Source organism: Bradyrhizobium sp. CSA112 (assembly GCF_029051645.1).
Classification (GTDB): Bacteria; Pseudomonadota; Alphaproteobacteria; order Rhizobiales; family Xanthobacteraceae; genus Bradyrhizobium.
The window spans coordinates 435,790-449,038 of the sequence record NZ_JAACFS010000004.1; the positions used below are offsets into that span (position 1 = coordinate 435,790).

Consider the following 13,249-nt stretch of genomic DNA (forward strand, 5'->3'; position numbering starts at 1 on the left):
GAGCCGAACGAGCCAGCAATAGACTGTTAACCCTAACGGCCCGTTAATTGGCCGTGCTATGCCAGTTGCACCATCCCTGTCCCCGTCCCCTTCACGAGACAAGCATGCAATCGCCGTTCGAGACCGCGCCTACCGCCCCCGCTATTCCGATTACCTTCGCCACCAAGACGACCTGGAGCGAGATCGCCAGGGACCTTCCCGAGCAGGCCCGGCAGTTTGCGCTCGCCAATGATTTCACCGCCAAGCCCGGCAAATGCCTGGCCCTGCCCGCGCCCGACGGCCAGATTGCGCAGGTCGTGTTCGGGCTTGAGGACGAGAGCAGCAAATCCCGCGACCTGTTCCGGCCCGGCGCGCTGCCCGGCCTGCTGCCGCCGGGCGTCTATCGCTTTGCCAACGCGCCGCATGATGCGCGGCTCGCGACGCTGGCCTTTGCGCTGGGGAGCTATCGCTTCAGCCGCTACCGCAAGGCGGAAAAGCCCGAGGTCCGGCTGGTGCCGCCTGAGGGCGTCGATGTCGGCGATATCGCGCGGATGGCGGAAGCCGCCGCGCTGGCGCGCGACCTGATCAATACACCGTCGAACGACATGGGGCCGGAGCAACTGGCGGACGCCGCGCAGGCACTGGCGACGCGCTTCGACGCCGAGTTCAGTTGCATCGTCGGCGACGAGCTCGTGAAGCAGAATTTTCCGCTAATCCACGCGGTCGGCATGGCCTCGACGCGCGCCCCGCGCCTGATCGACCTGAGCTGGGGCGATCCTTCGCACCCCAAGGTGACACTGGTCGGCAAGGGCGTCTGCTTCGACACCGGCGGCCTCGACATAAAACCGTCCAGCGGCATGCTGATCATGAAAAAAGACATGGGCGGCGCCGCCAACGTGCTGGCGCTGGCGCAGATGGTGATGGATGCGAGGCTGAAGGTCCGGCTCCGCGTCCTGATTCCCGCGGTCGAGAACGCCGTGGCCGGCAATGCCTTCCGGCCGCTCGACATCTTCAAGTCGCGCAAGGGGCCGACCGTCGAGATCGGCAACACCGACGCCGAGGGACGGCTGGTGCTGGCGGATGCCTTGGCGCTGGCGGACGAGGAGAAGCCGGATCTGCTGATTGACCTCGGCACCCTGACGGGTGCGGCACGGGTGGCGCTCGGGCCGGATTTACCGCCCTTTTACACCCATGATGAGACGCTCGCCGAAAACGTCGCAGCTCATGCAAAACGCGAGAACGATCCATTGTGGCGAATGCCGCTGTGGCCGCCTTACGATTCCTGGCTGGATTCGAAGGTCGCCGACATCAACAACGCGCCGTCGGGCGGCTTTGCCGGCTCGATCACCTGCGCGCTGTTCCTGCAGCGCTTCGTCACGGACGCCAAGAGCTGGCTGCATGTCGATATCTACGGCTGGACGCCTTCCGCAAAACCGGCGCGTCCCGAAGGCGGCGAATGCCAGGCCGCCCGCGCGATCTATAAACTGTTGAGCGAACGCTATGGATGATCCGCGCCTGACGCCGGCACGACCGGACGTCGCCGCCAAATATCTCGAAGGCAAGGTGAAGGCCGCACGCTTCGTCACCGGCGAAGAATTTTGCGTGGCCGAGGCCATCGCGCCGCTGCGCGCGGCGCCGGCCTCCGATGCCGCGCTGCTGACGCAGGCGCTGAAAGGCGAGCGCGTCACGATCTACGACCGCAACAGCGAAGGCTTTGCCTGGGGGCAACTGAGTGGCGACGGCTATGTCGGCTGGATTCCGGATGCCGCGCTGACAAGGCCTGCGGCCGCGCCGACACACAAGATCACGGCGTTGCGGACGTTCGCGTTTCCCGGGCCGTCGATCAAACTGCCGCCGGTCGAGATACTGCCGATGGGCGCAATGGTGACGGTCGCGCGCGAAGACGGCGTGTTCGCCGTGACCAGCGACGGCCTCTATCTGCCGCGCAACCATGTCGGTGGCCTCGACATGATGGACAAAGATTTCGTCGCGGTCGCCGAGCGCTTTGCCGGCACCCCCTATCTCTGGGGCGGCAAGAGCTCACTCGGCATCGATTGCTCGGGTCTCGTCCAGGTATCGCTGAACGCCGTCGGCACCGGATGCCCGCGCGACAGCGACATGCAGCAGGACGGCCTAGGCGGTGCATTGAATCCTGCCGAGATGCAGAAGCTGCAGCGCGGCGATTTGATCTTCTGGAAGGGCCATGTCGCGATCGTGCGCGACGCTGACAGCATCATCCACGCCAATGCGCATCATATGGCGACGGTGGTGGAGAACACGCGCGAAGCGATCGCGCGGATCAAGGCGGCCGGCAGCGAGGTGACGGCGATCAAGCGGCTGTAGCTATAGGCCTCTATTGTCATCACCCGCGAAAGCGGGTGATCCAGTACTCCGAGACGGTAGTGATCGAGCCGAGACGCCGCGGCGTACTGGATCCCCGCCTTCGCGGGGATGACAGTTGGCGTTGCGTTGTTATCTCTGCGTCATTGCGAGGAGCGGAGCGACGAAGCAATCCATCTATCCCCGAGCCGAGACGTGGATTGCTTCGCTGCGCTCGCAATGACGGGGAGAAGCCGCTGCATACCGGATGCCCCGCCCCAGTGCGCAATTGCGCACAAGGTGGGGCATGACAGGTTATAGCTCCGGCACGGCCTCGATCCGGAACGCCGCCGCGAACAGCGCGCGGGTGTAGTCGCTCTTCGGATTCTTGAACAGCTCAGCGGCCGGCCCCTCTTCCACCACCTTGCCGTGCCGCATCACGATCAGATGGCTCGCCAGCGAGGCCACCACGCGCAGATCGTGCGAGATGAACATGTAGGTCAGGTCGCGCTTGCGCTGCAGTTCGCGCAACAGATCGACCATCTGGGCCTGGAACAGCATGTCGAGCGCGCTGGTCGGCTCGTCCAGCACGACGAAGTTCGGCTCCAGCACCGCCGCGCGCGCGATCGAGATACGCTGGCGCTGGCCGCCGGAGAATTCATGCGGATAGCGGAAGCGCGTCGCCGGATCGAGGCCGACGTCCTGGAGCGCCTTGACGACACGCGCCTCGCGTTCTTCGTATGACAGCGACTTCTGATGCACGCTCAAGCCTTCGGCGACGATATCGCCGACCGACATGCGCGGGCTCAGCGCGCCGAACGGGTCCTGAAACACGATCTGCATGTCGCGGCGGAACGGCAGCATGGCCTTGAAACGCAGGCCCTGAATGTTGTTGCCGAGGAACACGATCGGCCCATCCGAGGAAATCAGCCGGAGGAGCGCCAGCCCCAGCGTGGTCTTGCCCGAGCCGGATTCGCCGACGACGCCGAGCGTCTCGCCCTTGCGCACCGCGATGCTGACGCCATCCACCGCCTTGATATGGCCGACGGTCGAGCGCAACAGCCCGCGCTTGATCGGAAACCAGACCTTGAGGTTGTCGGCCGACATCACCACCGGCTCGTTGGGCCGCGGCGGCGCCGGATCGGGCTTGGGCTCGGCCGCCAGCAACGCGCGCGTGTAGGCGTGCTTCGGCGCTGTAAAGACCTCTTCGACCGGCCCCTGCTCGACGATCTTGCCCGAATTCATCACGCAGACGACGTCGGCGATGCGGCGGACGATGCCGAGATCATGGGTGATGAACAGCATGCTCATGCCGAGCCGGGACCTGATCTCGGCGAGCAGCGCCAGGATCTGGGCCTGCACCGTGACGTCGAGTGCGGTGGTCGGCTCGTCCGCGATCAAGAGGTCCGGCTCGTTGGCCAGCGCCATCGCGATCATGACGCGCTGGCGCTGGCCGCCGGACAATTGATGGGGATAGCTCTTCAGCCGGGTTTCGGGATCGGGAATGCCGACCTGGGTCAAGAGTTCCAGCGTACGCGCCCGCGCCATTTGCCCGCCGATGCCGCTGTGCAGGGAAAGAATCTCACCGATCTGCGCCTCGATCGTGTGCAGCGGATTGAGCGAGGTCATCGGCTCCTGAAAGATGATCGAGATGTCGTTGCCGCGGATCTCGCGCATCTCGCGTTCCGAGGCATTGAGCAGCTCGCGGCCCTTGAAATGGATGGTGCCGGAGGGATGCGACGCGGTCGGATAGGGCAGCAATCTTAGCACCGACAGCGCGCTGACCGATTTGCCGGAACCGGACTCGCCGACCAGAGCCACGCACTCGCCGCGCTTGATCGAGAACGAGACGCGGTCGACCGCAATCGTGGCGCCGCTCGGCTGGTGAAACGCCACCGAGAGATCGCGCACATCGAGCAAGGGCTGGTTGACGACGTCCATGCGCCCCCCTTACCGGAACGTCTTGCGCGGGTCGAAGGCGTCGCGCACGCCCTCGCCGATGAAGATCAAAAGCGACAGCATGATCGCGACCGAGAAGAAGCCGGTGAAGCCGAGCCACGGCGCCTGCACGTTGGACTTGCCCTGTGACAGCAGCTCGCCGAGCGATGGCGAGCCCGGCGGCAGGCCGAAGCCGAGGAAGTCGAGCGCGGTCAGCGTCATCACCGAGGACGACACGATGAACGGCAGGAAGGTCATGGTCGCCACCATCGCGTTCGGCAGCAGATGCCGGAACATGATCACACCATTGGAGACGCCGAGCGCGCGCGCCGCCTGGATGTATTCGAAATTGCGCCCACGCAAGAATTCCGCGCGAACCAGGCCGACCAGCGAGGTCCAGGAGAACAGCAGGAGAATGCCGAGCAGCACGAAGAAGCCGGGCACCAGCACCGATGACAGGATCAGCAGCAGATAGAGCGAGGGAATCGCGCTCCAGATTTCGATGATGCGCTGGAAGATCAGATCGGTCCAGCCGCCGAAATAGCCTTGCACGCCGCCGGCGATGACGCCGATGATCGAGGACAGGATAGTCAGCGTCAGGCCAAACAGCACCGAGATGCGAAAACCGTAGATCAGTCGCGCCACCACGTCGCGGCCCTGGTCGTCGGTGCCGAGCCAGTTGTATTCAAGGTCGCTGCAGCTCTTCAGGCCCTTCTTCTCCACCACGGGCTTGCACTGCTCTTCCGTCAGCATCCATGTCGGCTTCGACGGTGCCGGCGTCGGCAAATCGAGATTGTGGGTGGAGTAGGAATAGCGGATCAAGGGCCAGATGATGGTGCCGCCCTTTTCGGCGATCAGCTTTTGCAAATAGGGATCGCGGTAGTCGGCCGCGGTTTCGAAATCGCCGCCGAAAGTGGTCTCGGAATAGCTGACGAAAGCCGGCCAATACAGCTTTCCGTCATACTTGATAAGGAACGGCCGATCGTTGGCGATCAGTTCGGCAAACAGCGAGATCACAAACAGCGCAAGGAATATCCAGAGCGACCAGTAACCGCGGCGGTTCGCCTTGAAGTTCTGCCAGCGCCGGCGGTTCAGCGGCGATGGCGCGAACGCGTGCTGCGTGGCCGGGACGACCTCGCCAAGCGGCGACCGCGCGGTGGTTTCGACCGGTTGTGGAGCGAGCAGCGCCATCAGACTTCCCTCGCCTCAAAATCGATCCGGGGATCGATCCACATGTAGGTGAGGTCGGAGATCAGACCCACCACAAGACCCACGAGGGAGAAGATGAACAGCGTGCCGAACACGACCGGATAGTCGCGGTTGAGCACGCTTTCGAATCCGAGCAACCCGAGCCCGTCGAGCGAGAAGATGGTCTCGATCAGCAGCGAGCCGGAGAAGAAGGCGCCAATGAACGCTCCGGGAAAGCCTGCGACCACGATCAGCATGGCGTTGCGGAAGATATGGCCGTAAAGCACCTGCCGCTCGCTGCAGCCCTTTGCGCGCGCGGTCATCACATACTGCTTGCGGATCTCGTCAAGGAACGAGTTCTTGGTCAGCAGCGTCATGGTGGCAAAGGCACCAAGACCCATCGCGATCAAAGGCAGGGTGAGGTGCCAGAGGTAGTCGATGATCTTCCAATACCAAGGGAATTGCGACCAGCCGTCCGAGGTCAATCCGCGCAGTGGGAACCAGTTGAAGAACGAGCCGCCGGCAAACAGGATGATCAGCAGGATCGCGAACAGGAAGCCGGGAATCGCAAAGCCGACGATGATGGCCGCCGATGTCCACGTATCGAATCGCGTTCCGTCGTCGACCGCCTTGCGGATACCAAGCGGAATCGAAATCAGATAAGTCAGCAGCGTCAGCCAGAGCCCGAGCGATATCGAGACCGGCAGCTTCTCCTTGATGAGCTGCAACACTGTGGTGTCGCGAAAATAGCTCTTGCCGAAATCGAAGCGGGCGAAATTCCACACCATCAGCGCAAAGCGCTCATGCGCCGGCTTGTCGAAGCCGAACTGCTTTTCCAGGTTCTTGATGAAATCAGGATCGAGCCCCTGCGCACCGCGGTATTTCGAATTGACGGCGTCGGCGGAGGCGCCGGCCTGTGGCGTACGGCCGGCAAAGTCGCCGGTGGAAGAGCCTGAGATGCGCGAGGAGCCGCCGGTATCGGCGCCGGACAGCTGCGCGATCACGCGCTCGACCGGCCCGCCCGGCGCGAACTGCACCACCACGAAGGAGATGAAGAGGATGCCGAGCAAGGTCGGAAACATCAGCAGAATGCGGCGGGCGATATAGGCAGTCATTATTGCTTCGCCTGCTCGAGTTTGCCCGCCTTGGCGCCGTCATACCACCAGATAACGCGCTCGCCGGAGCCCGATGCATCGATCTGATAACGCGGCAGGTTCTTCGGGCGGTCGAAGATGTCCCAATAGGCCAGCCGATGCGTCTTGTTGTACCACTGTGGCACCCAGTAACGCCCGGCGCGGAAAACGCGGTCGAAGGCATGGCAGGCAACCGTCAGCTCGGCGCGGGTATCCGCCGCAATGATCTTTTCGATCAGCGCGTCGATGGCGGGATTCTCGATACCGGCCAGGTTGTAGGAGCCCTTGGTCTTCGCGGCGTGCGATGAGAAGAAGGCACGCATTGCGTCGCCCGGCGTCGTCGACATCGAGAAGCGCGTGATAGTCATGTCGAAATCGAAATCTTCCACCCTCGCGCGGTACTGCACGGCATCGACCATGCGCGGGCTCGCCTCGATTCCGAGCGTGCCCAGGTTCTTGATGTAGGGCGCGTGATGTGGATTCAGCGAGGGCTCATCGTACAGGAATTCGATGCGGAACACTTCGCCGCTCGGCGTCATCCGCTTGCCGTCCTTGATGACGAAACCGGCCTCGTTAAGCAATTGCTGCGCCTTGCGCAGCATATTGCGATCCTGCCCCGAGCCATCCGAAACCGGCGGCACGTAGGGCTGGCCGAACACTTCCGCGGGCACCTGAGCGCGGAACGGCTCGAGCAGCTTCAGCTCCTCCGGCGAGGGCGGCCCTTTCGCCATCATGTCGGAATTCTGGAACGGCGAATGCGTCCGCGCATAGGCATCGTACATGATGGTCTTGTTGGTCCACTCGAAATCGAAAGCGTTGATCAACGCCTCGCGCACGCGGGGATCCTTGAACTTGTCGCGGCGGGTGTTGATGAACCAGCCCTGCGCGCCCGACGGCCTTTCGTCCGGCACCTGCTCGCGCTTGACGCGGCCGTCCTGGATCGCGGGGAAGTCGTAGCGCGTCGCCCAGATGCGCGCGGTGAACTCTTCGCGGAACAGATAATTCTTGCCGGTAAAGCCTTCGAAGGCGACGTCGCGGTCGCGATAGAATTCGTAGCGGACCACATCGTAATTGTAATAACCGCGGCAGACCGGGAGATCCGCACCCCACCAGTCCTTGACGCGTTCGTATTCGATGTAGCGGTTGACCTCGAACTTGCCGACCTTGTAGGGCCCCGAGCCCAACGGCGTGTCCAGCGTCGATTCATCGAAGGGCCGCGTCTCGTAATATTTCTTCGAGAAGATCGGCAGCCCCGCGACGTAGAGCGGCACGTCGCGCGCGCGCTTCTCGGCGAAGGTGACGATCACGGTCGCATCGTCGAGCGCCTCGGCGCCCTTGACGTCACGCATCTGCACCTGGATCAGCGGATGGCCCTTGGCCTTCAGCGTGTTGATGGACCAGGCGACGTCATGCGCCGTGATCCTCGAGCCGTCATGAAACTTGGCCTCGGGGCGAAGCGTAAAGCGGTAGATCAGCTTGTCCGGCGAAATTCGCACCGACTTTGCGACGAGCCCGTACATCGCGTCCGGCTCGTCGCCGGCCCGCACCATCAGCGCTGAGAAGGTCAGGTCCATGCCCTGCGCGCCCTCGCCCTTGAGAATGTAGGCGTTGAGCGAATTGAACGTATGGTAGGACTGATTGTAGGAGCGCGTCGAAGGAATGGTTGAAAACACACCGCCCTTGGGCGCTGCGACATTCACATAGTCGAAATTCTTGAAGTCGGCGGGATACTTCAAGTCGCCGAAGGCCGAGATGCCGTGCACCTCGGCGCCATTCTCTTCGGCCGCACGCGCCGGCCCGAGCGTCAGAACGCCCAGCGCGCCGACACCGAGACCGAGCACATGCCGGCGAGAGAATTGCGCCATGCGCAAGATATCCTTCAAGACCGTTTTCCGATCTTTGCCGCTTTGTCGGGGTCGTACCACCATAGCGACGGGAAGCCCGACAGGCCGTATTTGGGCAATTCGGACGGCCTGCCGAAGCGATCCCAGCGCGCGGTACGAACCTTGGGATAATTCCACTGCGGCACGACATAGTGATTCCACAACAGCACGCGGTCGAGCGCTCTGGTCGCGGCAACAAGGTCATCCCGGCCCTTGGCATAGATCAGCCGCTCGATCAGTTTGTCGATCGCCGGATTCTTGATGCCGATGACATTGCGCGAACCCGCCATGTCCGCCGCCTGCGAACCCCAATATTCGCGCTGTTCATTTCCGGGCGACAACGATTCCGCCCACGACGAGACGACCACGTCGAAATCCCAGCTGCGAAGCCGGTTTTCATACTGTGTCGGATCGATTGTGCGCACGCTGACGACGATGCCAAGCCGCTCCAGCGACGGCTTGAAGAACAGCATTACCCGTTCGAAGGTCGGGTCGGCACCGAGCAATTCGAGCGTAAATTGTGCTCCCGTCTTGCTATCGACCAGCTTGCGCTCGCGCACCTCGTACCCAGCTTCCTTCAGCAAGCGCAGCGCTTCGCGTAGATTTTCGCGAACTGCTTCGGGACTACCGCCGACCGGATTGGTATAGGGCTTCGTGAAAACCTCGGGCGGCACTTCCGCGCGGACAGCTTCAAGTATCTCCAATTCCCTGCCTTGCGGCAGGCCGCTTGAAGCCAGTTCAGTGCCATCGAAATAGCTGCTGATGCGCTTGTACTGACCGAAGAAGATCTGCTTGTTCATTTCCTCGAAGTCGAACGCAAAATTCAGCGCACGACGCACGCGCGGATCCTTGAACTGGTCACGCCGGATATTCAGCGCGAACGCCTGCATGATCCCGGAACTGCGGTTCGGAAACTCCTCAAGCAGCACGCGCTTGTCATTGACGGCCGGGAAGTCGTAGGCCGTGGCCCAGTTCTTGGCGCTGTTTTCGGTGCGCCAATCGACCTGGTCGCCTTTGAACGCCTCGAGTGCGACCGTCGAGTCCCGGAAATATTCCAGGCGCAGCTCGTCGAAATTATTGCGTCCGACATTCGTGCTGGAATCGCGGCCCCAATGGTCCTTCACACGCTCCAGCGTCAGCGTCCTACCCGGGACAAACTCCTTGATGCGATAGGGGCCCGAACCCAGCGGCCTCTCCAGCGTCGTCGCGGAAATGTCGCGCTTGCGGCCCTCGCTGTCGGCGCCCTCCCACCAATGCTTCGGCAAGATCGTGAGTTGGCCGACGATCAGCGGGAGTTCGCGATTGCCGGGCGCGTCGAAGCTGAATTTTATGTCGAGATCACCGACCTTTTCAGCTTTCACCACGTGGCGATAGTAGGCCGAGTACTGCGGATGATGTTGCTTGAACGCATTGAGCGAGAAGATCACGTCGTCAGGCGTGACGGGTTTTCCGTCATGCCATTTCGCCTCTCGCCGGAGGCGGTAGGTCACCCAGGAGAAATCCTCGGGGTGGCTGACGGCTTCGGCCAGTTCGCCGTACTCGGTCGAGACCTCGTCCTGCGATGACGTCATGAGAGATTCGTAGATCAACTGAACGCCGGCTGCGAGCGAGCCTTTGACGCCGGCAACCACAAGGTTGAAGTTGTCAAAGGTACCGATCTGGATCTGACGTACGGTGCCGCCCTTCGGGGCTTCCGGATTGACGTAGTCGAAGCGCTTGAAGTCGGCCGGGTATTTGATTTCGCCGAACAGCGACAGCGCATGCCGAAAGGCTGGTTCGCCCGATGCGGATTGGGCGTGGGCCGCTTCAATCGCGGAAACGTTCGCAGTGAGCCCGAGCGCCGGGGCCAACGTGGCCGCGGCACCGCTTTGTAGAAGATGTCGTCGGGTAATCGCCAAATGCAGAATTCCTGTTGCTGACGCCAGTATCCGTGCTTTCGAAGTCCGCGATCCGCGCCGGCCCGGTGACACGGACTACGCAAACGACGAGGCCCCGAGCTAGTGAGGACCCAATATAAGGCAAGGGTTCGACGAATTACGTTGCTTTTTCCTCATGATAGCAGCTTGGGAACCCCGCCGCTGCGGCGAAAAGTCCCGGTAACAACTCCGGCAACGGCAATGCGATCCCACATACGCAAACGGCCAGGCAATGCCTGGCCGTCATGTGATCGCGAAGCCCATGCCGGACTGTCGAAATTTTACTTCGCCGCGGTGGGCAGCGGCGCCGGGCTGTCCGAAAGGCTGCGCAGATAAGCGATCACGTCGGCGCGCTCGCTGTCTTTCGGGATGCCGGCGAAGCCCATCGCGGTGCCGGGAACGAAGCCCTTGGGACTGGCGAGAAACTTGTTGAGGTCGTCATAGGTCCAGGTGCCGCCCTTGGCCTTCAAAGCAGCCGAGAAGTTGAAGCCGCCGCGACCCTGGCCCTTCGGCTCGTTCAGGACGCCGAACAGGTTCGGGCCGACGCGGTTGGGGCCGCCTTTCTCGAACGTATGGCAGGCGGCGCATTTCTTTGCGGCCGCGGTGCCCTTCTCGACGGAGGCAGTCTGCAGCAGCTTCTCGATCGGCTCGGACGGCGCCGCGGCTTCCTTGGCTCCACCAGCCTTGGTGTCTTCCTTCACGGCGATCTCGAAGCCCGGCTTTTCCGGTTTCACGGGTGCGAAAATCGCCTGGGCGGCAAAGCTCGTCACCAGGAGAACGAGGCAGGTACCGAGGATGGCACCGAGAATCTTGTTGAGTTCGAAGGAGTCCATAGTTGGATCAGGCTCCAGGCCGGAAGATCGACTGAAGGCCGGCAAAACGGCCGCGGGTGCGCGTCAGGAATCAGGCTTTCGCGCCGCACCCTCAGCAGCGCCTGAGATATCGGTTTGCCCGGGCTCTGGCAACCCGTATAAACGCGCCGACTTTCCGCCAATCCCCATCATTTCAGGCCCGTTTTTGTTGGCCCCCAGACCTCGTCCCCGATGACCGAAAACCGCGTCCTGGTGCTGATTCCTGCCCGCATGGCGGCGACCCGCCTGCCCGGCAAGCCGCTACTGGATATCGGCGGCTTGCCGATGATCGTCCACGTGCTGCGGCGGGCCGAGGAGGCCAGGATCGGCCGGGTGGCGGTCGCCACCGACACGCTCGAGATCGCGGCCGCCGTGAAGGCCGCGGGCGGCGAGGTAGTGATGACCCGTGCCGATCATCCCTCCGGCTCCGACCGGATCCATGAGGCCATGCGGACGATCGATCCCGGCGGCCAGGCCGAGATTGTGGTCAACCTGCAGGGCGATTTCCCCACGATCACGCCGGACACCATCCGCGCCGCGCTGCCGCCGCTCGACGACCCCACCGTCGACATCGCGACGCTGGCCTCGCAGATCCATACCGAGGAAGAGGATCAGGCCCCCAGCGTGGTGAAGGCGGTCGGCTCGCCGATCGGCCCAAACCGGCTCCGTGCGCTCTATTTCACCCGCGCCACGGCGCCCCATGGCGATGGCCCCCGCTACCACCACATCGGCCTCTACGCCTACCGCCGCGCCGCGCTGGAACGGTTCGTGACGCTGCCCCCGTCTGCGCTGGAGCAGCAGGAGAAGCTCGAGCAGCTCCGCGCGCTGGAGGCCGGGATGCGGATCGACATCGCCATCGTCGACAGCGTCCCCCGCGGCGTCGACACCCCAGCCGACCTCGAAACCGCCCGCCGCATACTGGCAAAAGCCTGAGCCGCTGCTAAAAGGCCCCGCATGACCAAGAAGCTCAAAATCGCATTCCAGGGCGAGCGTGGCGCCAATTCCCATATCGCCATCGTCGAGGCCTATCCCGACGCCGAGCCGATGCCGTGCGCGACCTTCGAGGACGCGCTGTCCGCAATCTCCTCGGGCGAGGCCGATCTCGGCATGATCCCGATCGAGAATTCGGTCGCGGGGCGGGTTGCCGATATCCACCATTTGCTGCCGGCGTCCGGCCTGTTCATCGTCGGCGAATGGTTTTTGCCGATCCGCCATCAACTGATGGCGCCGCGCGGCGCAAAACTCGCCGACATCAGGACGGTGGAGAGTCATGTCCACGCCCTCGGCCAGTGCCGGCGTATCATCCGCAAGCTCGGCATCAAGCCGATCGTCGCGGCCGACACCGCCGGCAGCGCGCGCGACGTTTCCGAACGCAAGGACAAGAGCGTTGCCGCCATCGCTTCGCGGCTGGCCGCAGACATCTACGGTCTCGACATCCTCGCCGAAGACGTCGAGGACGAGGCCCACAACACCACACGCTTCGTGGTGCTGGCGCGCGAGGCCGATTGGGCCAAGCAGGGATCGGGGCCGCTGGTCACCACTTTTGTCTTCCGGGTGCGCAACCTGCCCGCCGCGCTCTACAAGGCGCTCGGCGGCTTTGCCACCAACGGCGTCAACATGACCAAGCTGGAAAGCTACATGGTCGACGGCAATTTCTTCGCGACGCAGTTTTATGCCGACGTCGACGGCCATCCCGAGGACAAGGGCCTCGCCTTCGCGCTGGAAGAACTAAAGTTCTTCTCGCGCGAATTCCGCATCGTCGGCGTCTATCCCGGCCATCCGTTCCGCGCGACGTTCAGCGAAAAGCAGGATTAAGGGACGCGCACGCATCTGTTCGCGCCTCTCGGCGCGACTGCTGCCGTGGGCGCGGAGAGCGCAGATTCGTGACGTGCAACAGCCGGACGCTTACCAGCGAGCGGCGAGTTGCGCGGCGTTAGCGGTGCAGCGGATACGGATATTATGAAAGCGGTACTCGCGGCGTTATCAGCCGGCGTACGCCCCCTCTCCGATCACCACCGGCCGTTACCAGCCCCACCCTGGAC

At 63.1% G+C, this 13,249-nt stretch carries 10 protein-coding genes; 4 read left to right on the forward strand and 6 right to left on the reverse strand.

What is annotated here, in order from left to right; all coding sequences use genetic code 11:
• Nucleotides 1–104: 104 nt before the first annotated feature.
• Both GWE18_RS12125 and GWE18_RS12130 read left to right on the forward strand, forming a co-directional pair.
• Nucleotides 105–1,487, forward strand: coding sequence for a leucyl aminopeptidase family protein (locus GWE18_RS12125; protein WP_275185971.1), 1,383 nt, complete (start codon nt 105–107; stop codon nt 1,485–1,487).
• On the forward strand, nt 1,480–2,322 hold the full coding sequence (locus GWE18_RS12130; RefSeq protein WP_275185972.1) for an NlpC/P60 family protein: 843 nt from the start codon (nt 1,480–1,482) through the stop codon (nt 2,320–2,322). Before GWE18_RS12125 ends, GWE18_RS12130 begins: the two co-directional genes overlap by 8 nt.
• A gap of 291 nt (nt 2,323–2,613) precedes the next feature.
• Here the strand turns inward: GWE18_RS12130 and GWE18_RS12135 are convergent, their stop codons facing one another.
• The 6 genes from GWE18_RS12135 to GWE18_RS12160 form a co-directional block, all read right to left on the reverse strand.
• Nucleotides 2,614–4,239, reverse strand: a complete 1,626-nt coding sequence (locus GWE18_RS12135; protein ID WP_275185973.1) for an ABC transporter ATP-binding protein — start codon at nt 4,237–4,239, stop codon at nt 2,614–2,616.
• Nucleotides 4,240–4,248: 9 nt separating this feature from the next.
• Complete coding sequence (locus GWE18_RS12140; protein ID WP_275185974.1) at nt 4,249–5,427, reverse strand: ABC transporter permease; 1,179 nt, start codon at nt 5,425–5,427, stop codon at nt 4,249–4,251.
• Complete coding sequence (locus tag GWE18_RS12145) at nt 5,427–6,539, reverse strand: microcin C ABC transporter permease YejB (RefSeq protein WP_275185975.1); 1,113 nt, start codon at nt 6,537–6,539, stop codon at nt 5,427–5,429. The genes GWE18_RS12140 and GWE18_RS12145 overlap by 1 nt, the downstream gene beginning before the upstream one ends.
• Nucleotides 6,539–8,422 carry an extracellular solute-binding protein gene (locus tag GWE18_RS12150; RefSeq protein WP_275185976.1) on the reverse strand — a complete coding sequence of 628 codons (1,884 nt, stop codon included), beginning with the start codon at nt 8,420–8,422 and terminating at the stop codon, nt 6,539–6,541. Before GWE18_RS12150 ends, GWE18_RS12145 begins: the two co-directional genes overlap by 1 nt.
• Before the next feature lie 14 nt (nt 8,423–8,436).
• Nucleotides 8,437–10,338: an extracellular solute-binding protein gene (locus tag GWE18_RS12155; protein WP_275185977.1), complete on the reverse strand. Its 1,902-nt coding sequence runs from the start codon at nt 10,336–10,338 to the stop codon at nt 8,437–8,439.
• Between the two features lie 299 nt (nt 10,339–10,637).
• Complete coding sequence (locus GWE18_RS12160; protein ID WP_275185978.1) at nt 10,638–11,189, reverse strand: cytochrome c family protein; 552 nt, start codon at nt 11,187–11,189, stop codon at nt 10,638–10,640.
• A 210-nt stretch (nt 11,190–11,399) separates the two neighbouring features.
• Between GWE18_RS12160 and GWE18_RS12165 the strand changes: the two genes are divergently transcribed.
• On the forward strand, nt 11,400–12,140 hold the full coding sequence (locus GWE18_RS12165) for a 3-deoxy-manno-octulosonate cytidylyltransferase (RefSeq protein WP_275185979.1): 741 nt from the start codon (nt 11,400–11,402) through the stop codon (nt 12,138–12,140).
• Nucleotides 12,141–12,161: 21 nt separating this feature from the next.
• A complete protein-coding gene (locus GWE18_RS12170; protein WP_275185980.1) occupies nt 12,162–13,022 on the forward strand; it encodes a prephenate dehydratase in 861 nt (286 codons plus the stop codon).
• The last annotated feature ends 227 nt before the right edge of the window (nt 13,023–13,249 follow it).